This window comes from Nocardia uniformis NBRC 13702, assembly GCF_001613345.1.
In the GTDB taxonomy this organism is placed as follows: Bacteria; Actinomycetota; Actinomycetes; order Mycobacteriales; family Mycobacteriaceae; genus Nocardia; species Nocardia uniformis.
On record NZ_BDCE01000055.1, the window covers coordinates 1 to 24,330 of the forward strand.

At 64.4% G+C, this 24,330-nt stretch carries 22 protein-coding genes; 12 read left to right on the forward strand and 10 right to left on the reverse strand.

The annotated features are described in order from the left end of the window. The 9 genes from NU1_RS42285 to NU1_RS18960 all read left to right on the forward strand — a co-directional run. The coding region (locus tag NU1_RS42285) for an SCO6880 family protein (protein ID WP_067523118.1) at positions 1 to 1,480 on the forward strand (1,480 nt) is incomplete at its 5' end. Positions 1,481 to 1,498: 18 nt separating this feature from the next. Continuing rightward, positions 1,499 to 2,995 carry a putative type IV secretion/conjugal transfer ATPase gene (locus NU1_RS18925; protein WP_174565941.1) on the forward strand — a complete coding sequence of 499 codons (1,497 nt, stop codon included), beginning with the start codon at positions 1,499 to 1,501 and terminating at the stop codon, positions 2,993 to 2,995. Beyond that, a complete protein-coding gene (locus NU1_RS18930) occupies positions 2,992 to 3,489 on the forward strand; it encodes a hypothetical protein (protein WP_067523120.1) in 498 nt (165 codons plus the stop codon). Before NU1_RS18925 ends, NU1_RS18930 begins: the two co-directional genes overlap by 4 nt. Continuing rightward, positions 3,486 to 4,865, forward strand: coding sequence for a type IV secretory system conjugative DNA transfer family protein (locus NU1_RS18935; RefSeq protein ID WP_169815095.1), 1,380 nt, complete (start codon positions 3,486 to 3,488; stop codon positions 4,863 to 4,865). Before NU1_RS18930 ends, NU1_RS18935 begins: the two co-directional genes overlap by 4 nt. Next, on the forward strand, positions 4,858 to 5,340 hold the full coding sequence (locus NU1_RS18940; RefSeq protein ID WP_067523122.1) for a hypothetical protein: 483 nt from the start codon (positions 4,858 to 4,860) through the stop codon (positions 5,338 to 5,340). Before NU1_RS18935 ends, NU1_RS18940 begins: the two co-directional genes overlap by 8 nt. Positions 5,341 to 5,346: 6 nt before the next feature. Beyond that, positions 5,347 to 6,729, forward strand: coding sequence for a DUF1173 family protein (locus NU1_RS18945; protein ID WP_067523123.1), 1,383 nt, complete (start codon positions 5,347 to 5,349; stop codon positions 6,727 to 6,729). Continuing rightward, a complete protein-coding gene (locus NU1_RS18950) occupies positions 6,648 to 8,192 on the forward strand; it encodes a hypothetical protein (RefSeq protein WP_067523124.1) in 1,545 nt (514 codons plus the stop codon). Before NU1_RS18945 ends, NU1_RS18950 begins: the two co-directional genes overlap by 82 nt. Positions 8,193 to 8,213: 21 nt before the next feature. Then, a complete protein-coding gene (locus tag NU1_RS18955) occupies positions 8,214 to 9,488 on the forward strand; it encodes a hypothetical protein (RefSeq protein WP_067523125.1) in 1,275 nt (424 codons plus the stop codon). A 199-nt stretch (positions 9,489 to 9,687) separates the two neighbouring features. Next, positions 9,688 to 11,028 (forward strand): pentapeptide repeat-containing protein, encoded by a 1,341-nt coding sequence (locus NU1_RS18960; protein ID WP_084521582.1) that lies wholly within the window; start codon positions 9,688 to 9,690, stop codon positions 11,026 to 11,028. Between the two features lie 427 nt (positions 11,029 to 11,455). Here NU1_RS18960 and NU1_RS18965 read toward each other — a convergent pair whose 3' ends face one another. From NU1_RS18965 to NU1_RS18985, 5 genes are all read right to left on the reverse strand, one after another. Next, positions 11,456 to 11,986 (reverse strand): AAA family ATPase, encoded by a 531-nt coding sequence (locus tag NU1_RS18965; protein WP_067523126.1) that lies wholly within the window; start codon positions 11,984 to 11,986, stop codon positions 11,456 to 11,458. Continuing rightward, positions 11,983 to 12,558, reverse strand: a complete 576-nt coding sequence (locus tag NU1_RS18970) for an NUDIX domain-containing protein (protein WP_067523127.1) — start codon at positions 12,556 to 12,558, stop codon at positions 11,983 to 11,985. The genes NU1_RS18965 and NU1_RS18970 overlap by 4 nt, the downstream gene beginning before the upstream one ends. Positions 12,559 to 12,881: 323 nt before the next feature. Further along, positions 12,882 to 13,064 (reverse strand): hypothetical protein, encoded by a 183-nt coding sequence (locus NU1_RS18975; RefSeq protein ID WP_067523128.1) that lies wholly within the window; start codon positions 13,062 to 13,064, stop codon positions 12,882 to 12,884. Between the two features lie 109 nt (positions 13,065 to 13,173). Beyond that, positions 13,174 to 13,395, reverse strand: coding sequence for a hypothetical protein (locus tag NU1_RS18980; RefSeq protein WP_157552500.1), 222 nt, complete (start codon positions 13,393 to 13,395; stop codon positions 13,174 to 13,176). Between the two features lie 88 nt (positions 13,396 to 13,483). Further along, complete coding sequence (locus NU1_RS18985; RefSeq protein WP_067523130.1) at positions 13,484 to 13,906, reverse strand: DUF4254 domain-containing protein; 423 nt, start codon at positions 13,904 to 13,906, stop codon at positions 13,484 to 13,486. Positions 13,907 to 14,421: 515 nt separating this feature from the next. Here NU1_RS18985 and NU1_RS18990 point away from each other — a divergent pair. Continuing rightward, entirely contained in the window at positions 14,422 to 15,291 is an 870-nt protein-coding gene (locus NU1_RS18990; protein WP_067523131.1) for a helix-turn-helix domain-containing protein, read from the forward strand. 4 nt (positions 15,292 to 15,295) lie between these two features. Then, a complete protein-coding gene (locus NU1_RS18995; protein ID WP_067523132.1) occupies positions 15,296 to 15,631 on the forward strand; it encodes a DUF397 domain-containing protein in 336 nt (111 codons plus the stop codon). A 58-nt stretch (positions 15,632 to 15,689) separates the two neighbouring features. On the opposite strand, the gene NU1_RS19000 is transcribed toward NU1_RS18995, so the two are convergent. The 5 genes from NU1_RS19000 to NU1_RS19020 are packed head-to-tail and all read right to left on the reverse strand — an operon-like array spanning position 15,690 to position 22,306. Continuing rightward, positions 15,690 to 16,970 carry a nucleotide sugar dehydrogenase gene (locus tag NU1_RS19000; protein ID WP_067523133.1) on the reverse strand — a complete coding sequence of 427 codons (1,281 nt, stop codon included), beginning with the start codon at positions 16,968 to 16,970 and terminating at the stop codon, positions 15,690 to 15,692. A gap of 38 nt (positions 16,971 to 17,008) precedes the next feature. Further along, complete coding sequence (locus NU1_RS19005) at positions 17,009 to 17,920, reverse strand: glycosyltransferase family 2 protein (RefSeq protein WP_067523134.1); 912 nt, start codon at positions 17,918 to 17,920, stop codon at positions 17,009 to 17,011. Next, positions 17,917 to 18,282, reverse strand: coding sequence for a hypothetical protein (locus NU1_RS19010; RefSeq protein WP_067523135.1), 366 nt, complete (start codon positions 18,280 to 18,282; stop codon positions 17,917 to 17,919). The genes NU1_RS19005 and NU1_RS19010 overlap by 4 nt, the downstream gene beginning before the upstream one ends. Before the next feature lie 18 nt (positions 18,283 to 18,300). Beyond that, entirely contained in the window at positions 18,301 to 19,653 is a 1,353-nt protein-coding gene (locus tag NU1_RS19015) for a hypothetical protein (protein WP_067523136.1), read from the reverse strand. A 40-nt stretch (positions 19,654 to 19,693) separates the two neighbouring features. Next, the gene (locus tag NU1_RS19020; protein ID WP_245720202.1) at positions 19,694 to 22,306 is read right to left on the reverse strand and encodes a valine--tRNA ligase; all 2,613 of its coding nucleotides are present in this window, start codon (positions 22,304 to 22,306) and stop codon (positions 19,694 to 19,696) included. 1,199 nt (positions 22,307 to 23,505) lie between these two features. On the opposite strand from NU1_RS19020, the gene NU1_RS41550 reads away from it, so the two are divergent. Continuing rightward, a complete protein-coding gene (locus NU1_RS41550; protein ID WP_169815096.1) occupies positions 23,506 to 24,321 on the forward strand; it encodes a hypothetical protein in 816 nt (271 codons plus the stop codon). Positions 24,322 to 24,330 lie beyond the last annotated feature (9 nt).

Consider the following 24,330-nt stretch of genomic DNA (forward strand, 5'->3'; position numbering starts at 1 on the left):
CAGTATCGCTGCGGCCCTGGCGATCTACCTGCTCGGCGGCGGACAAGCCTGGACCATCGCCACCGCACTGACACTGTTGGCCGCAGTGTTCGCCACCACCATGGAATGGCGCGATAAACCTTCCCTCGCCGCGCGCCGCGCACACGATCTGCGGAACTGGAGCAGACGCCGCCGCGGGGAACACACCTATCGCAATCCGGACGATCCCGCCCATGGTGACCCGGGCCTGGATCCAGGCTGGGAATTCCCGCCACCGCTGGGCAACACCGCACCCCTGTCGGTAGCCGGCACCGGCTTGGATGAAATGTTCATCTTGCGCACCGCCAATCCCGGTGAGCGCCCCTACTATTCGGTGGTCACTGCGGTCGACGGACTCGCCGATGGATTGCGCGGCGACGCCGCCTACGCGGCGATGTCCGCGGCATTCGGATCATTCTTGGCGCAGATGGCACGCACCAGCTCCCATGTACGCGGGCTGCAGGTGCTCCATCGCAGCGTCCCGCACGACATGACCCGCCATAGCCGTTGGGCGCACACCCGCGTGAAACGCCTGCACGACGCCCGGCTGCTGCCCGCCGTCGAGTCCTACGGCACGCTCATCGACACCCTCACCCCGCTCGCCGAGGAGCATCGCACCTTTGTGGTGCTGCGATTCCCGCAGACCGAGGCGTTTATGGCCGACACCGCGCGCCAGGCCCGCGCGAAAGACGCGCCTATCACCGGTGGCATCGCTCAGGTGGTGCGCGACGAAACCGAACGCGCCACACGACTTTTGGCGATGGCAGGGATGGGGCGAGTCGATGTCCTCGGCGAACGCCGCGTGTGCGCGGTCATCCGCGCCCTGCTGGACCCGCGTTTCCCGATAGACCGGCACCGCAATGCCACGTGGAACACCTGCTGGCCCAGCTACATCGGTGGCCGCAACTGCGTGGCCGTCGGCACAGAGACACGGTGGTGGACTCGAGTCGGTCATATCCGGCCGCGTGCGATCGAACCCGTGGCGCTGGGCCCACTGTGGCTGGCACCGTTACTCACCGGCGTAGACGCCGACCCCGGTGACGATGACATCGCGCCGATGCCGACGATCCGCACCTTGAGCGTGCGTCTGGATTTCGTGCCCGCCGACCGCGCCCGTGCCGCCGCCAAAGGGGACGTCACCGCGGACCAGGCACGCAAAGCCAAGGAACGCGAGAAGGGCAAACTCGACGACGGCAGCACCGAGGTCCTCGCTGACGCCTCCGAACGCCGACGCCAAGACCTCATGCCCGGCTCCGGGCATCACGGTGTCATCTACGCCGCGTCCATTGCCGTCACCGGCCGCGACCCCGACGACCTCGACCGTGCGTGTCTGCGCGTCACCGAAGCCGCGGGCGAATCCGCGATCACCGAAATCGACTGGTGCGTAGGCGATCACGATGTCGCGATGTTCACCACCCTGCCGCTGGCGCGGGGGCTGGCCGCGACCCCGTACACCCGATAGAGACCAGGAGGTGCTCGCATGCTGCTACGACCCCACAGGACCAGGGCGCGCCGAACCACGTCGGGCGATAGCGGAACCGAGCGCGAAACACCCACCGCAGAACCACAGTTGAGCCGACGCCGGTCACCACGGCGTTCGCGATGGCTGGATCGGTACGGCTGGTACGAGCCACGCAGCGAAGGCGCGTGGAGCACCACGCGCCAGGCCGAGGCGTGGAACCTGGCCACGAGCCGTCGCCGGGTACGCCAAGACGGTGTCCTCGCCGGCCTGAACACCATCTCCGGAGAACTGGAGATCGTCGACGCCTTCGCCGCCTACGGTGCGGAAACTTCCGGCATCAACGTGTGCGTCATCGGCGACATCGGGCGCGGGAAATCCTCATGGATCAAAACCGTATGCGTGCTACGCCAGCTCGTCGCGGGCCGCCAAGTCGTAGTGCTGGACAAGAAACCCCAAGCCGGGCGCGGGGAATACACCCCGCTGGCGCAAGCACTCGGCGCCGAGAGCATCCGGTTCCGAACCGGCGGCTCCGGAGCACGGCTCAATTTGCTCGATCCGGCGATCAGTGCCGGCGGCGAGCGTCGTGGCGGGATCGACGGGGTGGTACCCGCCGGACAGGAAGCTCTGGTCCTGGCCGTGCTCACCGATGCCATGGCCCGGGACCTCGACGAGAAGGAGAAGGCCGCAGTCGGTGCGGGATTGACCCTGGTCAACGCCGAGGCTCGTGCCCAGGGCCGTGATCCGGTGATCCGGGAGTTGGCGATGCGTCTGCTCGATCCGCATCCCGACGACGGGTGTGGATTTGGGCAGCGCTGGAACGAACGCGCATTGGAATGGGGACTCGAACCCGGGCTGGCGTTGCTGCGCCTAGCCGACCGGGACCTGCGCGGCCTGGTCGATGAGCCCACCAGCCCGGCGGTGCGCGACGCGCTCGAGACCCATCCGCTGGTCCATATGGACCTTTCCGCGTTGCCGACCGACGGCCCCGCGCTGCGGGTGGTGATGACCACCGCCAACACCTGGCTGGCCAACAAACTCGCTGCCCGCTCGGCGGTCCACGAACAAACGATCCTCGTCGTCGAGGAAGGCTGGCACGTCGCGGTGGGATCCACCGGCGAAGTCTTCCGATCGAACTCGAAACTGTCTCGCGGCCTGGCGCTTTCGACAATCAGTGCATTCCATCATCCTGCCGACACACCCCTGGACTCCCCCGCGCGCGCGTTGATGGGCGAAGCATCGATCGTGGTGATGTTCGGGCAAGCGCGCGCCGACGACGCTGCCGAGACCGTACGCATGTACCGACTGCCCACCGGTACCGAGGACACACTGATGCGGCTGGGACGCGGGCAGGCGCTGGTCAAGATCGGATCCCGGGACCCGATCTTGGTCACGCACATCCGGTCACCGTTCGAGGCAGCACTCACCGATACCGACGCCGCAATCACAGGGGAGGCTGGGGCACTGTCGATCAGCGATCTCGCCCGCACCTCACTCGAGACTGGGGAAGCACAATGAACTCGGGACAGCGGATCCCCACCCCCGGACATCGGGAACCACTGCTCCCCGCGGGCATGCTGCTGGCCGGCTACACCCTCAGCACAATCGTTGTCGGAGTGTTCGGTGGCGGTGCCGTCTCCGGGGCACTCAGCGGGCACGGCGTGGGAATCGTTGCCCCCGAGCATATGTCGGCCACGCTGGCCCGACTCGCGGCCTATCCCGCCGATCCGGCCGCCGCGTGGCCGAACGACCCGCGACCAGGGCCGGCATGGCTGACGTGGACCTGCTTCGTCCTGATTTCCGGGTTGTGGTGCGCGGGGATCGCCGCTACAGGCAACCTCATCGATCGCGGTATTCGGCCTCGTCGCCGAGACGGGCTAGCCAGCGTGACTGATCTGCGGGTCATCGGTCTTGATCACCGCGCCGCCGTGCACAAGGCTGCCCGCGAATACCCGCAGCTGGCCGGATGCAGGCCGCGACGACACCGTTTTCGCTGGCGGTGGCGCAGGTGAAACATATTGGGCGGCAGCGAGAGCCGACATCACCGCTGGCGGTGGACATCGGAGTGCTCGCTGATCAGCCGCGTCGACATGTGTGGTTGCAGCACCGCGACGGGGTGATCGTGCACGGCCCCACCGGTGCGGGCAAAACCTGGCGCGTGGCCTGGCAGCGCGTCATCGACGCACCCGGCTTCGTGCTCGCGACCACCACCAAAGCCGACCTGGTCGCGGCCACCCTGACCGAACGCGCGGCCCGCGGGCGGGTAGCGGTGTTCGACCCCGAACATCTCACCGGCTGGCCGAACAGCATCGCCTGGTCCATCCTGACCGGCTGCGCAGACCCCGACACCGCCATCCGCCGCGCCGACGCCCTTGCCCGCGCCATGCCCCTCGAGGGCACGCGCAATGGTGCCTATTTCGAGCAGAAGGCCGCGACCATGCTGCGCTGCTGCCTACACGCCGCGGCACTGCGCGGGTTGTCCATCCGTGAAGTGCGCGTGTGGGTTTCCGCGCGCACCAACCACACCGCGGTCGACATCCTCGCTGACACCCTGCCCGATTGGGCCAGTGAACTCGACCAAATCCAGTCCTCGGCAAGCGAATCCAGCGATGACGTGCTCGCCGCCGCCGCGCGGCTGCTCGAACCCCTGGCCTCCCCGACCCTGCTGGCGGCGGTCGACGTACCGATCGAGAAGTCCTTCGATGTCGCCGACTTCGTGCTGTCCGGGGCGAACACCCTGTATCTGGTGTCCAAGGGCACCTCACGGTCCATGGCGCCCTTCGTGGCAGCGCTGGCCGCCGAGGTCCACTACGTCGCCGACCGCGCCTCTCAACGCGCGCCGGGTAAGCGGCTCGATCCGCCGGTGCGGTTGGTCCTCGACGAGATGAACAACGTCGCGCCGATCCCGGACCTGCCGCAGATCATGACCGACTCCGGCGGCAAAGGCATCAACATGTGGGCCTTCGCGCACAACCAGGACCAGAACGAACTGCGGTGGGGCACCGAGGGCGGCAAAGTGTTGTCGCAATCCGCGCCCGCCATGCTCATCCTCCCGGGCCTGCGCGGCGTCGACGAACTGTCGGCGATATCGCGGCTGATCGGTGAACGCCGACGCTGGGAAGCCACCCTGCACGACGGCTCACGCAGCTACGCCCTGCACGACGACACCGTGCTGCGCACCGACGAGATCCGGGAACTGGCCACCGATCAAGGGTTGCTGATCTACCGCAACGCCCCGGCCATGGTGCTGCGACTGCCCAGCGTCTGGGAACACCAGCCCTGGCACGCGGCGGTGAACCGCTCCATCCGCGTGTTCGACGACATCGTGACCGGACGCAGACCACCCACCCTGCACGGCGCAGTCGGGACGGAGGACAACGATGAATGATGAACCAGCACAACAGGATCAGGAAACATCGCGGCCACCCTTGCAGCTACTCCCGTGCCGCTACAGCTGGCGCGACCTCGACCAGCGGCAGGCGGCACGGTTGTGGGCGGACCTGATCGACTGGACGGCGTGGCTTCGCCGTCGCTATCAGCTCGGCTCTCGCGTACCGGCGTGCTGGTACCGGCATGAATCGGTCGTCGAGGAGTTGACCGCCCTGATGGCCGCCCACACCGCCGCGTACTGGTGCGCTCCCGACGGCGTCGAGCTGCCACGCGAGGATATGACCGCCTGGCACACTCAATGGTTGTGGCCAACGATCGAACGCCTCACCCGCATAAGCGATTTCTCCGCGTGCCGTCCGCACCACTGCCGCTACGAGAGCCATGCCCAGCCCGTGCATGCCGGTGTGGACGACTACCTCGCCGAACAACTCGCCCGAACCCCGCACGGCGGCGAGCCTGCGGCAGGGAGGTGAGAGGCAATGTACGCCATCGACGATCAGGTCATCGACCGAGCACGCATCGGCGACGACTATCTGCAACCGCTGCTGGCCACGGCACATCGCAGCCGGTCCCAGCGGCCTCGATGTTTGTGCAGCGCAAGCGAAACCGGTGGTGTCGACATGTACGTCGCACGTGTCGGCGGACGATACGTGCTCAAACGGATGCCAGGCACGGGACCCCACCACGCGCCGGGCTGCTCGTCCTACGCGCCGCCCGCGGAACTGACTGGATTGGCGCCACTGATCGGCACCGCGATCCGCGAACAACCCAACACGGGACTGACCCGCCTCACCCTCGGGTTCCCCCTGACCCACCATCCCTCGAGGACATCCGTCAGAAACAGCGATCGCACCACCGATACCGACACCGGCGAGCACGTCGACGAAACCAAGCTCACGCTCCGCGCGCTACTTCACCTTCTCTGGGACGATTCCGGCTTCGTCCGCTGGGTACCTGCCATGTCGGGGCGCCGGAACTGGTCCACTATCCGACGGCACGTCTACTGGGCCGCGGAAACGAAACGGACGAAGACCAGCGAACTATCGGAGCTGCTCTGGCTGCCCGAACCATTCACCGTCGCAAACAAATACGAGATCGCCGCCCGCCGCCTCGCAGCGTTCGCGCCCCTTGTCGGCCCGGGCACCAAACAACGGCTCATGCTCGGGCTCGGCGAGGTCAAGAACCTGACCCCTGCACGGTTCGGACGCCACAAACTGATCATCAAACACGCCCCCGACTGCCCGTTCATCGTCGAAGCGGACACCGTCGCGGCCCTATGGCACACCTTCGGCACCGAACTCGCACTGCGGCAAGCCCTTCCCGACACCAAGCTCCTCGCCTTACTGACCTTCGGCATCACCCGAGCCGGAGTCGCCGTCGCCGACCGCATCGCGCTGATGAGTGTGAGCGCCGACTGGATCCCGATCGAGTCGGTCTTCGAGCACACCCTCATCACCGGCCTGATCGCCCATCGCCGCCGGTTCACCAAAACGCTGCGCTACAACCAGCCGCCCAGCACTCCACTCGCCTCACTGATCCTCACCGACACCGACCCGCCCACCGCCTGCTACCTCACCTGTGCCACAAGCAGCGGACCGCCGCAACCGGCCGATCCCGACCTACCTGTAACGCAGTGGATTTGGAACACCTCCGTCGACGCGATGCCCCGCATTCCACCGGCCACTCACCGCACGAACACAACCAGACCGCACCAAGCATCGACCACCGCCCGCAACACCCAGGAGGCCCACAACCCATCCGACGATAAGGAGGCCCCGCCATGGCCGATACCCCCCGCAGCACCAACGAACGGTTCGACGAGTACGCACTGCGCAACGACTTCCGCCAGTACCACACCATGACCGGCCTGCAGCTGTGGGCGGTCGTCTCCGACACCGAACAGCTGCAGCTCACCCGCGATATCGATGCCATCGCCCGCCGGTGGACGACCGCGCCATCGCCATGGAAAGAGCATTGGGACCACCTGGTCACCGCGGCACAACGCTGGGAAGCAGACCCCCAGGCCATGCAACAGGCGCTTCACCGCATCGCCGACGACTTCGTACATACCGGCACCACGGACCTGGCCAGCCCCCTGCAGGTCCGCAATCTGCTGGTAGCGGGCGAACTGGTCGAATCCCGGCGCACCGACATGGGTTTCGCCTTCGCGCCGACACCCGATCACATCGACTACACCTACGGATACGTCACCAGTTACCGCAGCTCCGCCGACGGCACGATATGGGAGTCCCTGCGGAGTTGGTCGGCGGCACGGCAATGGCTCATCGCGCAAGCAGGCGACACCGACCCCAACACCATTGTCGATATCACCATCACCGGCCCGGACCCGGGCAGCGGTGCCGCGTCACGGCCCCTGATGACCGGTACGGGCCTGACCGCGGCAGAACTCGCTGAGCAGCTCCACCGAATCGACGACCTCCTATGCACCACACCGACTCCCGTAGAGTCCAGCGCACATTCCTGGCTCGACGAACTGCGCTACGACGCGCTCTGTGACTCCTACCGCGACACCCTGCTCGAACAGCGCAACCCGTGGACGATCGGACATCGATTCGAACTCCGGCTACGCGCTGACGACCTCCGCGCCGCGATTGTCGACTACGGCGACCGTACAGGTCTGCAAAGTCCCGCCACCCGAGCGAACACAGACGCCATCGAAAAGCACCTGGAAAACATCCGGCGCAGCGTGCGCGACCGCCCCATCGAATGGAGCACCGCTCCACAGATCAGCACCTGGTTCGACGACGCCGTCGCCGACGCCCAGCACCAGCTCGATCGTCTCACCGCCGAAGGACTGCGCCTCACCTACATCGACCCGGCACAGCGAAACCGGATCACCACCATCGGATTCGACGACGACCACTGGTACATCCAGCACGCACACACCGCGTCCGATGACCGCACCCTCACCTACGACACCCCACCCCACGCCTACCCCACCTGTGCCGATCTACCGACCACGCCCGATCGGCACGTCGCCGGCACTGGTGGGGCGGTGCCGGAGAACATCATCGACCAGCTCCGCGCTTTCGACATTGAGCTCCACACCCTCGAGCAGAACCTGAGCTGCGTGCAACAACTGCGCGACGCCATCCGCGCCGGCGTGCCCTACACGCTGACACGACAGCACGGACACTCCGCACCCACATCTCGGCCACCGCAGCGCGGCGGCTTCACCCGTCACGCCACCCCAAGCGACACATCAGCAGTGGAACAGCCCGCGCCGGCGAAGCCATCGGTTCCGCAGCGCAAACGCAGACAACCACCGAAACCCTCCGCTCACCACCACCGTCGACGGCTTTGACCGCGGAAAGGAGTACCTCACATGAGCAACCCGATACCACAGCGGCACGACCCGCCCGAGGCCATCCGCGCGATCCGCATCCTGGTCCAGGCCAAAAACCTGCGCATGGCCAAACAGCAAGTGCGCCAACTACAAAAGGGCAGTGACGATGCGACATGGGCCATGATCGTGGAAATCGCCAACACCTTGCGCTTCAAGACCGACACCGTGGCGCGGACCAAACTACGGAAACTGTGGCGCGACAACGAACAATTCCGGCCCCTCATAGAAGCCTGTGTCTCGAAACCCGGGGAACGCCAGTACATCCCGGAGCCGCCAAAACCAGCGCAGACGACCACGACCTGGGCGAGCAAAGTTGATCAACGCGTTGATCCGGGCAAACGCATCGAGCCGAGCGAACGAGTGCGCACCCCCAACACCAAGATCATCCACGACTACGAGAAGTCCCTGACCCGAGCCGAGCGTGACGACCCCGGCACCGATCCCCCGGAACCGGATTCAGACCCCCATGACTACGACCAGGCCGCTGTCATCCACATCTCCACCAGCCTGTGTGTGTCGTGCCGACTCGAACGCCCCGCGATCGACGACTTCACCGAACGAGTCCAGCTCGGTCGTGGCGTTGACGGCCTGTGCGACGAATGCCGAAGCCTCGGCCGACCCGGACTCCCCGAACTACCGGCAGGACACACCCTCACCGACCAGGTCCACGCCCGGCTGGACTACCTCGCCGAACACTTCCACACCGACTCCCGAGGCCTCTTCCGGCAGGAATGGCGCTACGCGGACCAGCACGCACGCCCCATCATCTCCGCCTGGGTCAAAACCCACACCACTCCCGATGCCGAGACCGCAGCACCACCGCGCCATGAAACGATCGACCTGAATAGCTGGTGCCGTAGCTGCGGCGAATACCGACAACTATCGGACAGGGGAAAGGACCTGTGCTTCGACTGCGACCCACACTGCTGGCAGTCGGTGGCACCGGCGGGCAGCATCGCCGTACGACATGAGCAGTATCAACACGAATTCGGAACTGACACAGCTAAACCCACAAGTACACCGCCCGGCGAACCACCGAAATCAGCGAGCCACAACACTTCGGCGGGTCGCGAGACACCACCGAAGACGGAACGCACAGCTGCCCTCGCCAAATCGCCTACGGCAAGCAAAGTCGGCGAACCCCCGGTCAGCGCGGACACTAACGCATGGAGCGGGGCGAGAGCGCTCGCACAAGAACGCCGCCGCGCCATATCTCGTCGCCCCGATGCAGTGGTGAAGCGTTCAATCCGATGAGGACCTCGGGATACAAGGCGATCGGTGTCTCCGCGGCGACGGTCAGCAAATGGCTGGGCCGGTCATCCGAAACACCAGGCGGCCCAGGGCGTCCCGACCGTCAAGACCTACCCCACCAGATAGTCGATCCGTGCCTCGCCAGCGATACCGCACCCGTTCTGGTGTAGTGATAGTCGTCGCCGGCGCACAATGACCGGTCATGGGGATCATGCTCCGCACTCGGACAGTCCTGCGCCGCACCCGGGCGGCGGTGGGGCGGATACCGCTGCTGGTCGCGGTGATCCTGGCCGTGGCCGGAGGTTTGGCCATCGCTGCGGGCGCGGGATGGGTCGCGGTGGTGGTACTGGGCACCAAGGATGAACCGGCCGCACCGCTGGATATCACCAAGGTCGCGCTCGTGGTGGCCGGTGGTGTGGGTGGTGCGGTCGCTCTGGTCGTGGCCTACCGCCGTCAACGCGATCTGGAATCGGCGCGGTTCATCGAGCGATTCGGCGCGGCCGCCACCCAGCTCGGCTCCCCTTACACCGCGGTCCGGATCGCGGGCGTGTACGCCATGGCCGTCGTCGCCGACGAATCAGCCGGTGACCGACGCCAACAGTGCATCGATGTCCTGTGCGGCTACTTGCGCTTGCCCTACGACGCCGCCCACGGCGGCTCCGGGCGCACGAAACTGGTGACAAAGAACGTAGTCCAGCGCGACGCGGTGAGTCGAGATGTCGAGGTAGAGCAGGAAGAACACACCGAGTACCGGCAGAACGACAAGGTCGTCCGCCAAACCATCGTCCGTGTAATCGCCGCACATCTGCGTGAGCACGACAACAGTTGGTCGACCCACGATTTCGACTTCACCGCCGCCCACCTCGAAGAATTCGACTTCCGTAATGTGGCGTTGTCCGGTCACACTTGGTTCGAGAGCGCGACGTTCTCCGGCCCCGCCAATTTCAGCGGGGCGACGTTCTCCGGCAGTGCCACTTTCAGCGAGGCGACGTTCTCTGGCACCGCCTGGTTCGTCAAGGCGACGTTTTCCGGCCCCGCCAGGTTCAGCGGAGCGACGTTCTCCGACACCGCTGATTTCGACTGCGCGACGTTCTCCGGCAGGGCCGAGTTCGGCGGGGCGACGTTCTCCGGCAGTGCCGAGTTCGGCGACGCGACGTTCTCCGGCAGGGCCGGGTTCGTCTGGGCGACGTTCTCCGACACCGCTGATTTCGACAAGGCAACGCTCTCTGACACCGCCTGGTTCATCGAGACGACGTTTTCCGGCCCCGCCAGGTTCGTCGAGACGACGTTCTCCGGCACCGCCCTCTTCAGCGAGACGACGTTTTCCGGCCCCGCCACGTTCGACAACGTGGAATTTGCAGCAGCTGGGACCACGGATGCGGTGGTCTCCTTCCGCCACGCAGATTTCGGGTCCAGTCCCGTTACTTTCGATCAACCCCGACAGTGGGGACCACCCGCTCCCATCTTTGACTGGGACGCTGATCCGAGCACCAAACCGGCCAATATCCTCACCACGCCGTGGCCCCCGACTCCAGTTACGTGAGTACCGGAATCCACCGAATCCGAGAGCAACAGGCTCGGCCGCGTACCGCCAACGAAGCCCGCATAGAGCGCCCCACCGGGCCCCGCCGCGCCCACACGATGGTGTCGGTGAGCGCGGATACGATGGTGCAGCAATTCCTTTCGACCTATAGGAGGCATGGTGCAGGTGGGCTCGGTGGCGAAGGTGATTCCGCTGGGGATCTTCGATCCCTTCAAGTAAGCGAGCAAACGCTGGTGAGAGGGCCACCGACAAGGAGCCGGTCACCGAACCGAGCCGACAGCCGGCCACGCACGCCAGACGCGCCACCAGCCGATAGAACGTGCGCTCCGGCGGCAGCGGCGGTGCCGCTGGTCACGATGGACACCCATGCCACCGACGGCGACGATCTGGTGAAACACATTGATACCAGGGATAGCACCGCCCTCAGTCAGGGTGTAGTGACCGGCGGACGGGTGAGCGCCCAGGCACCACGGATGTCACGGTCGATCCGGTCGACGACGGCCTCCAGGCTCCAAGTGGCGTCGATGCGGACTTCGTCGACGAACAGCAGCGGCTGCCATCCGTGGTACCACTGCGCCATCTGTTCGGGCGTGAACTCCTGAGACTGGGCCCGGCCGGCATGTCGACGGAGGGTTTCTTCGAACGAGAGATCGAAGCAGTAGTGCAGCACATGCGCTGCGGAAGCGGTCAGTCGTTCGAGCATGCGGCCGTAGCGGTCGGCATCAAGGATGCCTTCCACGATCACGATCAGGCCATGAGCCAGGCCGAAAGCGGCGATGTGCTCGATGAGATCGCCATTGACTGCGGTGGGGGTATCGAGTTCCCGCAGCATGTGCCGTCTGACTGTATCCTGCGAGACGACAAGGCAGGAGGCGCGCGGAAACCGTTGCTGCACCGCCCGGGAGACCGTCGATTTGCCGGAGCCGGAGTTACCGCGAATCACGACGAGGACACTCACACGTGGGCCTCCGGCTGCAGCACGCTGTCGAGCTTGCGCACGAATCGAGGCAGGTGGGGATCGGTCTCAGGCAGCCCGTACGGGTCGAGATCCCACCACCGGCCACCGTCGAACTCCGCGGGGTCGAGCGGGTACTGGCGGGCACGATCGCCCCGGACCACATGCCACAGTGAGACATCGACATGACCCGCGGTCCGCCCGACGGTGGTGGTCCTGGTGAGAAACAACGGTTCCTCTCCCACCACGTCGAGCACGGGATCGATACCGAGTTCCTCGCCGGCTTCGCGCCGGGCCGCTGTCAACGGATGCTCGCCGGGCTCGACATGCCCGCCCATCGGAAGATGCAGCCCTGCCATCCGGTGCCGCCCGAGATACACACCGCGCGCGTCAGGGTCGACCAGCACCACATAGGCAACCAGATGTTGTGACGGGGTCGCCGGTGTGGCTCGCCGGAAGATGTCATCGGTCGTCTCGAGCCAGTCCAACGTCATTGCGATATGGCGGTGTTCGAGATCATCGTAGGGAGAGATACCCGCGACGATGTCCGCGACGACCGCAGTGGCAGGCTGCATAGCGGCGGATGCTACTCGGACAGTCCGACAAGTCCGTCCGAGCGACCCGACCTGACCCGCACCGCCGATACGACTGCAGTTGTCATCTCGACCGGTGCCGCCCAGGGGGTTGGTATTCAACGCGGACGAATGGGACGCATTCATGAAGGGCGCCGGGAACGGCGAGTTCGACCTACGTTCGTAGTGCTGCTAATCCATCGGATAGAACCGTTATCGGGCTACTCAGTTTGGACCCTCACATCAGCAATTGTGCCATCCTTCGGGCAGTGACCGGGGCCGGAGCAATCCGTACGCGAACGCTGGGTGATGAGTTATCCTGCAAGTCACGGCATTTGGAGAGTAGTTGCGGCAATCACCCGGCAGTCGTCGTGGGGATGATCGCGGTGAATTCGGTGCAGTTGCTTGGCACGATGCACGGTCAGGGCCAGCAGTTCGACATGGCAGAGTACCTCGGCCAGTTCGCTGTCGGCGGCAATGAACATGTTGGTGTGCGCAGGCTCGGACATCGGGCACTCCTGACCGGGGTATGGCTCAGATTCTCTAGTGGGTTCATCAAATGCGGTGACATTGGCCGCGAACGGCAGCTGGCATTGATCTGACGATATTCGGGAGCCGCTAGTAAATGGCGGGCAATCCGGTTGGTGGCGATTTGTGGCCGGTGCAGTTGGCTTCAATCCGTTCGCGTTCGATACGCGCGGTGATATTCCGTACCGTCCAGCGGTCTTGTGACCGTGGTGAATGAACGCGGGTTGCCGCCATGAACGAGAAGAGACCCCATGCCGCCAGACCGCCGATACTGAGGCCGCTCAGGAACGTCGAAACCGCTGTGAACATCACACCCTCCTGTGTTGAGAACTACTGTCGAGCAATGCAATTGACGGATAGCTCAAGTTGAGCTGATCTGGAGATGAACCGATCGGGGATTTCATTGCGCATAAGGCAATCGCCGCCGCCCGCAGCTGATCTCGTCCTTGAGGTCTTCATAGCCGACGGCCAATTCCGCCAACCGCTCCCAGGAATCCCACAGCTCCACTTCTGCGGTGCTGGTCAGCGCCGCGTTAGCGGATGCGGTGAACTTTGCCAACCGGTCGATCACCGTGCCCATGGTCTCGGTATGCAGTCGGGCGCAACCGAGGGCCGGTGGCAGCTCACGCGCAATCCACTGATCGATGTCGCGCACGAGCGCCGTTCTCCGCTGATCAGTCGTCGTCCGCATGGATTCGTCAGCATCCAGTAGTTGCTGGTGGATCTTGGACAACTCGCAGGCCCAACGCAGTAACGGGTGGGCGCACTCAGTATCGCCACGGCACGCCGCCAGCATCCGGTTCTTCGAGGGGAACGGCTCCATCAGAGCTCCTCCCGCTGACCTACCGTCGGTGCACCCGGCATCGTGAGGATCCGGTACCCCTGAGCCCCTGGTTCGGATACGAACAAGGCTCTGTCGTGACGACCGCGTTCACGCATGCAGTGCCGGATCACCTCGAGAACCGAGGTCCCCACCGAACGTTTCGAGCATTCATCTCGGTCTTCACCAGGCGGCCCAGCTCTGCGGGCATGGTGAAGGCGGCGAGTGTTGGGGTGGCTTTGGCGATTATGTGCCCGCAGGACTTGGCCGTCACGGGCAGTCCACATTGCTGGCGGTAATAGTCAGATCTAGATTCCGGTGTATCGGCAGCGCCGGTCGGTAGGCTCATCGTTCCTCGATCCCCATCGGAAACAGCTGAAACAACTAGATGTAGCGAGGTGTTGTGCAGATCACACGATACGCCTAGTTGTAACAACTAGGCAATACGTGTCGCGATACCTCTGCGGGTGCATGCGCTGCGGTACGGTATTGGCGGTTCATTCGCAGGAAGGATCGAGATGACAGGGACGTCTCCCACGGTCGCCAACTGGGAGTTGATGCTGCGTATCCGCAATCGGGCCGACGAGCGCGGAGTGAAAACAGGGGTGATCGCGAAGGCCCTCGACGTCAGCCAGCAGTACTGGTCGGCGCTCACGCGAGGAAGAGGCACCCTTAGCGAAGACAAACTGAAGATCTTGATGAACCTGCTCGAATTCGACGCCGACGAGCAAACCGAGTTGCTGGCGCTGCGAGACATCGCGAAGGGACGCAGCCCCTTCGCCGAGTACTCAGCGTTGTTCAACGAACACCTTATGAGGTTCTACGGCCTGGAAGCCGGAGCACAAAGCATTCGAAGTTTCGAGAACGGCGTGATTCCCGGCCTCCTGCAAACCGAGGACTACATCCGCGTCTTGATGAAGGCCAGCGTGACTACGGGTCGGCCGACAGAGGTCGAGCAGCGCGTCAGCGCGCGACGGCGCCGACAGCAGCGGCTCGACGGCCCCGATCCGCTCGAACTGTCAGTAGTGATGGGGGAAGCTGCGCTGATGTACCAAGTCGGCAGCGAGGAAGTGCAGCGCCAGCAGCTTCAGCACCTGATCGCGCTCGCCGAAGAACATACCGATACGCTTGATATACGTGTCATCCCGTACTCCGCTGGCGGAGCGATCGCCAGTCTCAACTCCGCGACGTTCCACTTGCTCGATTTTCAGAGCGCCCGACTGCCGACAGTGGGGTGGGTCGAATCCGCCGCCTACGGCGAGATCGCTGATGATCCCAAGCGCGTCACTGCCCTCGACTATCTGTACAACCAGATCCAGACGATCGCGCTCAACCGAAAGCAATCACTCGACGTAATCCATCGCGTCGCGAGCCAGCAGATAAGGTAACCCTGTGAGCACCAACTTCTACAAGTCCACCTTCAGCGGCGGAGACCAGACCTGTGTTGAGGTCGCTCATACCAGCGGCGCGGTGCTCATCCGCGACAGCAAGTACAACGGCCCCGCTAACGAGCAGCCTATCATCTCGATTCCGACCCTGCTGTGGCCACCGTTGCTCGACCTGGCCTTGAGCAACGAATCTGGTGCGGTAGGCAATGCGACAATCACAGTCCACTCTGACGCGAGCGCAACCGTCGCGGCACAAGGTATTGCCTTGGTGTACAACGCAGATGAATGGGATGCATTCATGAAGGGCATCGCGAACGGCGAGTTCTATCGGCGTTCCTAGTTGCGCGGTGGCCTCCGGCCGTAGGCGAACTCCGCCAGCGCTGCGGCCTATCGTCGAGTCAGATCCTCACGATGCTTGGCCCGCTGAGCTTTCCACGGGTATCGAGCACTGCGGCGCACGCCGCGATGATCGGATCCGCATCGGTAGCGCGGTGGTGTTGAAGGAATATTGCCAAGTCGTGGTGTTGCGATAGATCTGACGGCGGCACGGCCCTGTCATCTACGGTCCACGCCGAAACGTGGGGGTCGTTGTAACTGACATAGGCTCCAGATTCGAGAAGTAACCGGGCGATCGGACAGGCAGGCGTTTCGCGTAAGTCGGCGACGTCGGGTTTGTAGGTGATACCGACGAGAATGATCCGCGCCAAAGCCGGTGCGATTTCGTGCGCACTCAGCACAGCATGCGCACGCTGGGCGACGTGGTGCGGCATGCGTTGGTTGATTTCATGTGCGGTTTCGATGAGTTGCGCTGGGCGACCGAGTTGCGTACGGACGGCGGTGGTCAGGTAGACGGGGTCGACCGGGATGCAGTGGCCGCCGACGCCGGGGCCGGGGGTGAACGCTTGGAAGTCATAGGGTTTCGAGCTCGCGCATCGGATGACGTCCCACACATCGACGCCGAGATCGCCGCAGACCATTGCGATTTCGTTGACCAGCGCGATATTGACGTTGAGATAGATATTCTCAAGCAGCTTCGCCATCTCTGCTTCACGCAATCCGGCCGCGACAACAACGGTATCGACCACCGTGCGGTAGAAGTCCGCGGCACGCACGGTGCAGGCCGGGGTGAGACCGGCGACGACCTTCGGGGTATCGCGCAAACGATGGCTCGGGTTTCCGGGCTGGATGCGCTCGGGTGAGTAGGCCAGCGCGACGTCGTCCCCGATCGTAAGGCCGGATTCGGCCAGGATCGGGGCCACGACGTCCTGGGTCGTTCCGGGGTGAGTCGTGGATTCCAGGACGACCAGCATGCCCGCCCGCAGATGGTCGCGCACCGTGCGGGCTGCGGCTTCGATCGCAGTCAGATCGGGAAGTCCGGCACTCAAAGGTGTTGGCACGCAGAGCACGACGGTGTCGGCTGTACCGAGCACTGAGGGGTCAGTAGTCGCGACGAATCCACGGTCGAGCAGTTCGGTCAGCTCGATGGTGGTGAGGCTGTCGGGCGGCGGAATAGTGTTTTTGATCGCCTCCACGCGCATCGGGTTGATGTCGAGTCCGATCACCTGGTGGCCGGCACGTACAGATTCCTGGCACAGGTTCATCCCGACGTAGCCGACACCCATGACGACCAATTTCTGGCCAGGAGTGACTGCGGGCGATGTGCTTTCGGCGATCGCCATCGGTACTTCCCTTTCCTCTGGCCACGGGCGTGGGGCGTTCACGGGATGCCCAGCTCGTGCAAGGGGCTGGTGAGTTCGGCGTCGCGTTGGCGGGCGAGGGCGAGGGCCTGGTCGAGGTTGTGGTGTGCCATGTGCAGCAGATCGGCCAACCGCGGTGGCTTGGTTCGGCACACCAGCCGAGCGATGTCGTCGGCACAATGGTCACCGTGATGGTGCTGGAAGTAGTCGAGATTGGCAGCGACAACCAGCTGTGTCATGGCTAGTTCCGAAATGTCGCTGACCGAGATCCGATTCGGACGGGTGTGGATGCGGTACTCGACGAACGGTCCGTCGAGGAATCCAATTCGGTTCGCCGCTCCGCTCCGAAAACGGGCGGCAAGAAGCGCTACGGCGAATGCCCAGTCCTGCCATTTCCGGATATCCGGGTGATAGAGGCCCGCAGCGATACCTTCGGCGCGGCGATAGACGATCGTGGTGGGGACATGATGTTTGCGGGCCACCAGCTCGTCCCTGCACGGGTAGGCCGAGATCGTCAGCCCCGCACAATCGCCGAACATCTGTGTGAGGGTGTGTACGAACGCCACTGCCGGATCGGACTCCAGGATCGCGACCGCACGATCGGGGTAGGTGCCTTCACTCAGAAGCTCTGGCGCAGTGGACAAGCGGTCATCGCTGTCGAGTGGTAGCACATAGGGCATCCGCGCCGCGTGCACGCCCGCATTGCGGGCCCGTTGAACACCGCTGTGTTCGGGCAGCTGCACCACCGTCACCCTTTCGGCTGCACGGCAATCTGCGAGGGCGGCAACGGTGGCGGGGTCATCGGAGCAGTCGTCGACGACGATGACCTCCAGGTCGAGGGTCACGGGTTGGCTCAGTGCCGAGGCCACCGCTTCGCGCACGTAGTCGCCGGTGTTATAGCAGGGAATAACGATGCTGAGTCCGCGGGTCATGTTGTGGGCCTTCGGGTGATGATGGTGACGCGGGTGGCTTGGAAGGGCGCTCGGCCGGTGCGCCGGTCACGCTCGGCGTGTGCGCTGGTGTTCAGCGTGGTCGACCATCCTCGGTACAGGCGGGTGAACACCTGTATGTAGTGGCGGGTGCCCGGTACTGAGGCAGTCACCCCGGCGGCGAGTACGGCGTAAACGTCGCGCCGCGTCAAATATCGTTTGTTAGTCCTCAACGTCATCGATTGGAGCCGTTCAGCAAAAGCTGGCGTGATCGGCGCCTGGAGGGTGTTCGGAGTGTTCTCCCTGGCGGCCAGGGCCTCGGTGTGGAACTTGACCAGCAAGTCTCGAGAACGGTGAACGGTCATGTGCCCGCATCCCTATCGTCAGAAGTCGTCGATGGTGGCGGTGACACCCGGCGTTACTGCTGCCGCCAGGATGGCTTCGGTGACTTGCATGGGGAGCAGGTGATCTGCGAGCAGGCTGCGCGTTTCTGTGCCGCGCAACCACTCTGACATCAACGCTCGGTTGCTGTCGGAGTGGAAAACCCCGTGATGTTCCTCGGTGGCGACGTACGATTCGCCGGGGTGCAGCGCGGCGTTGGCGCGCGTGGTGATGCGCGCGAAGGCGTCGATCTTGTCGGGGTCGCCGCGAGGGATGTCGTAGCAGTGCACATGGCTGCTGAACACCGTGGACAATCCCACCTCGAAGTCGACAGCCGAGGTGCGACCGTTCTTGTTGTAGGTACCGGCGGGGAACTCGGTCCAGTTACGCACCGACGGCGTGGTCTGCTCGAACGCCAACGTGCCCACGGTCAGCGTTCGCCCCGAGTCGGCATCAATGAGCCGAAAAATCGCGGTGACATCGGTTTCCCCGAATCGCGCTGCCGTTCGGGAGTCGGGCCAGCGGTCGATGCTGTCGGCGATCTGTGCAGCTGCCGTTGCAGGAATTCGCAGATGCTGGTCGGCAGGGGACGCCGCGAACGCAGCGACCTGAAAGCGGAATCGGGTGCTAGGCAGCGCCACCCGGTTTATTCGCAGCGCTTGCACCACCAGGTCGATGTAGTGATACGCACCGTGCAGCATCATTCCGTAGCCGTGCTTGTAGGGGTGATCCTCGCGAGTTTCATACTCCTCCTGTCGATTCCACACCCCGCCCGCGCACCGCAGATGCAGGGAGGTTACCGGCGACCGCCATGCGCTCACTCGGTCGGCGATACCGGCGAGGACCCGATCGTTGTAGACGCGGTGATACCGCGACAACGTCATCACCGAGTGCCTCGAGCCCGTCCTACGCCTCGCCGCCCCGATCAGCGCGGTCATGGTGGGGGTGATCAAAGTTGGCGCGAACCGCCCACCCTGCAATGGCGCGATCACCGGTTTCTCCACCAGAGAGTCGATGCGATTCTCGACGCAGAACCGTAGGTAGGACTCGTGTGCCTTCACCTCGGTGGCGATGTAGGCGCGGATCGGCCCCGAGGGGTCGGTGACCCGAGCGAATGCTTCCCGGATCCGACCTTCGGGCAGATCCTGGGCGGGGCTGGGGTTCGGTAGATAGTAGATGTGTCGCGGCGCGAGCGGGACTTCCCGCAGTCGCGCCGCGATCACACCGCGCTCGGACTCGAGATCGATGATCGAGTAGGAGGACAGGTACCCGGCATTGATCGCCGCAGCGATGCACGGCATGTACTTATGGGCCACGATCTCGTCGAATCCGACGACGACCAACTGTGCGGACATCTGGTCCCCTTTACCGTGCACCCCGCCCGGGGTAGTGGTTCTACTCAGGCGGCAGCGCGTTCAGTTGTTTTTCCAGCCGCTCTTGGTCGGCTTGTGCGGTGGCCTGCCGGGCACGGATGCCATCGATGACCTTCTGCGGGGCCTTACCCATGAACTCGGCGTTGCCCAACTTACGGGCGGCATTGTCGAGCTCTTTCACCGCGGCGGCAAGGTCCTTGCTCAACCGTTTGCGCTCGGCTGAAACATCGAGCGTGCCCGAAAGATCAAGCGCCACCACTGATTTACCGATCGTCAGCGACGCGGTGGCCGCGAATCCGTCACCGGGTGTCTCCAGCCGCAGCAGATGCCGGATCGCATCCTCGTGGCCGGCGAGTACTGGCTCGTCGGTGAAGTCGAGCTTTGCGGGCACCCGCTGACCGGGCTGCACACCCTGTTCGGACCGGAACCGTCGGACCTCAGTGATCGCGGCCTGCAGACTCGCGAAGTCGGACTCAGCGTCGGTGTCGCGGAACCCGCTGTCTACCGGCCACGGCGCGATCACCACCGACTCGCCGCCGGTCAAGGCCGTCCACAGCACTTCGGTGACGAACGGGGTAATCGGATGCAGCAACCGCAGCAGCCCGTCGAGCACTTCACCGAGCACCCGCCGCGACACCTGCGCTTGCGGGCCGTCGCTGGCGAAGCTGACCTTCGACAGCTCGATGTACCAGTCGAATACCTCGTCCCAAGCGAAGTGATACAGCCCGTCAGTGAGCTTGGCGAACTGGTAATCCTCGAACAGCGCGTCCACCGCCGCGATGGTTGCGTTCAGGCGCGAGAGGATCCACCGGTCGGCCAGGCCCAGCTGCTCGGCGGGGGGCAGCGGGCCGACGGTGGTGGCACCGTTCATCATTGCGAACCGGGTCGCGTTCCACACCTTGGTGATGAAGTTGCGGCCGGTCGCGGTGACCTGGTCCTCACCGATCGGTACGTCCGTGCCCGGGTTCGCGCCGGCCGCGAGCGCGGCGCGCACCGCATCGGACCCGTAGCGGTCCATCCATTCCAGCGGATCGACAACGTTGCCGAACGATTTCGACATCTTCTTGCCGTGCTGATCACGCACCATCCCGTGCAGGGCGATGGTGCCGAACGGTGGTTGTCCGTCCATGGCGTAGGTGCCGAACATCATCATCCGGGCGATCCAAAAGAACAGCAGGTCATAGCCGGTAACCAGCACAGAGTTCGGGTAGAACTTCGCCAGGTCCGGCGTTGCGTCCGGCCACCCCATCGTGGAGAAGGGCCACAGCGCCGAGGAGAACCACGTATCGAGTACATCGGAGTCCTGCACCCAACCCTCGGGCGCGATGTCGTCGGGGCCGACACACATCATCTGTCCCTCAGGGCCGTACCAGATCGGGATCCGGTGGCCCCACCACAGCTGGCGCGAGATATTCCAGTCACGCAGGTTGTCGACCCAGTCGAAGTAGCGTGCGGCCAGCTCCGGCGGGTGGACGCTGACCTGCCCGTTACGGACTACGTCGCCGGCGGCTTTTGCCAGCGGGGCGACCTTGACCCACCACTGCATCGACAGCCGGGGCTCGATGATCGTGCCGCAGCGCGAGCAATGCCCGACAGCATGCGGGTACGGGCGCTTCTCTGTGACGATCCGGCCGTCCTCGCGCAGGGCGGCGACGACAGCGCTGCGCGCTTCGAGCCGGTCCAATCCCTGGAACGGGCCGGGCACTGTGATGATGGCCCGCTCGTCCATGATGGTGATCGCGGGCAGGTGGTGTCGCTGGCCGATCTCGAAATCGTTCGGGTCGTGCGCGGGGGTCACCTTCACAGCACCGGAGCCGAACTTGGGGTCGACGTGCTCGTCGGCCACCACCGGGATACGCCGCCCTGTGAGCGGCAGCTCGATCTCGCGGCCGACAAGATGGGCATACCGCTCGTCGTCAGGGTGTACCGCGACCGCGGTGTCACCGAGCATCGTTTCGGCTCGAGTCGTGGCCACGACGATGGAATCGTCGCCGTCGCCGTAGCGGATCGACACCAGCTCCCCGTCGACCTCCTTGTGGTCGACCTCGATATCGCTCACGGCGGTCATACAGCGCGGGCACCAGTTGATGATCCGTTCGGCCCGATAGATCAACTCATCGTCGTAGAGACGTTTGAAGATGGTCTGCACCGCACGCGACAGACCCTCATCGAGAGTGAAGCGCTCCCGGGACCAGGCGACCCCGTCACCGAGGCGACGCATCTGCCCGGTGATCGCGCCCCCGGACTTCGCCTTCCAATCCCACACCGCTTGCACGAAAGCGTCCCGGCCCAGGTCATGCCGCGATTTACCTTCCTTGGCGAGTTCCCGCTCGACCACATTCTGGGTGGCGATGCCCGCGTGATCCAGACCCGGCTGCCACAGCACCTCGAATCCCTGCATCCGCTTGCGACGGGTCAGCGCGTCGATCAGGGTGTGTTCGAAGGCGTGGCCGATATGCAGGCTGCCCGTCACATTGGGCGGCGGCAATACCACCACATACGGCGGACGCTCGCTCGAGGAATCCGCGTCGAAGTACCCTCGCTCTACCCATCGCTCATACAGCGGTACCTCTACCTCGGCCGGGACGAACTGAGTCGGCAGCGACAGGTTCTGGGTGGAGTCCGGAGTAATCACGCCCGACAGCCTATGACCTGGCCTTGCTGTGATCGTGGGCGTCCCATGTTCAAGGTCGCAATTGGCTCGTTCCCCCGAGGAGTTGGTTAGACCTGTCTCAGGCTGAGCCCCCGCAGAGGAAGGCCGTGGCTCTGTTGACGAGCTACCGCCCATCGGTGTGTCCGGCCGTTTCGCCCGCAGGTTGTACTTCGCGCGGGCTGTCGAGATACCGAGCCGCCGTTGCCTTTCTCGGGCACGCCGGTGTACACGACTGGTGGATCACGAGGATGCCCCGAGCGCGTTCATGATCCAAGCCGAGAATGTAGCCGTTCTCGCAGAAGTCACCGATCCAGTGATTCACTGCTGAACCCCCAATTCGTCGTTGGCTGACGCTGTGAACGTGTACAGGCCGCACGCAGCGTGCGTGCCGCCTGCTCATCACTGCGAGCGTTGAAGCTGCTGGCTATAACTGTTGCGTACCTGGCGATTCCGGAGAACCATCTGCCGTGGGAGTGGCGTGGGACTAGCGTGGGCATTGTCGACACTGCGCACAGGGGGCGCCCACGGTGATCATGGGGCAAGAGTGGAGCGGATTCGAAGCCGTTGCCTTGCAGGCGGCGACTCGCGAATCGGTGCGGGAATTCGCGGAGCGACTCGGCGTCGACGCGAAAACTATCTCGAACTGGCGAACCCGTGGACGTTCGATACAGCCGCGCCCCGTGACCCAACAACTCTTGGACACGGCACTGGCCCGCGCGAGCGACGCTGAACAAGAACGGTTCCGCCGTTTTATCTCCGGCGAAGAGTCGCCGGGCCCCTTGCTCGAACCCCGACAAGACGCGGGTGCCACGGGAAAGGAACCCGCCACCTACGGTCCCGACATGCTGCTTACTCCAGTGGACGGAGAGAGGGCCGAGCTTCGTACGCCTGCGGGCCGGTTCTTCGGCGGAACGGCCACGGCGGCAGTCGTCCTTCCCGCCCACCAGGATCGTGGTCGGATCCTTGCCACACCGATGTCGAGTCTCCGGCTTGACCCCGTGCTTCGTCAGTCACGCCGCAGTTTGGTGGTCGCGGTCGTAGAGGCCGAGGAGGGTTCTCGCTTCTATGGTGTCGACCGGCGACATGTTCGATCACGGTTGATGACGTCACATGACGCTGCACCCCTTTTGGTCCCATCGGCCTACCAGCTCGATGACTTCAGCCTCGCGATCCTGTGGGCGGTGACGAATCTCGATGATGCGCTGCTCGATGACGACGCCGTGCTCGCCACAACCTCTGATCGGTGTACCCCGTTGCCTGGGCGACTGTACTCGGCTCCTGGCCCGGAGATAGCCGCGGAGCTGTCTGCGGCGTCGCGGATGTGGCTGGGATCGGACTTCTGTGCTCGCCATATCCTCAGCCATATCGGACATCTCACCGCTGTTCCGGCGTTCTGGAGCCGCGAACAACGCGGCGAGGAAGCCAGCACCTGGCTGTTGTTCACTCATAAATACCGGTACCTGCAACGCACCGCCGAACTGTTCGCGACGATGAAAACGACATCGATGCGGGCGTTCTGCATTCCCGTCGACACCGTGGCAGCATCCTCGGTGCCGGAGCGGGTGCTGATGCAGTTGACCGTCACGCTCATCGAATCGTTCGGTATCCGCGTCTTCGTCTGTACCGAGCCCGAATACACTGCGGTACCAGGCTTTGTGCTCGACGCGGATCGCCGCGCGATCGTCGCGAGCTGGCTCAACACCGACGACATCTGGCAGGTCGACCTTACCGATAATCGGCCCACGCTCACAGAGTTCGCCGATGCCGTCGGCTGGGCGCGAGCCCATTCCATCCTCACACCCCAGACCTCGTATCAGCGGCTGCAACAGCTCGCCGAGTATCAACGCCTGGACTGGTCGTGGTTGATGCGCCGGAGTCGCGAATTCGCCAACTACGGCGGGGCCGGTTTCACGCAACCACGCAGCCGACTGCTCACTCTGGCCGGGCTCGACCGTGCCTGCCAATTTCTGGCCGATCTCGAGCACGATGCTGGCTAGGCTACCGAG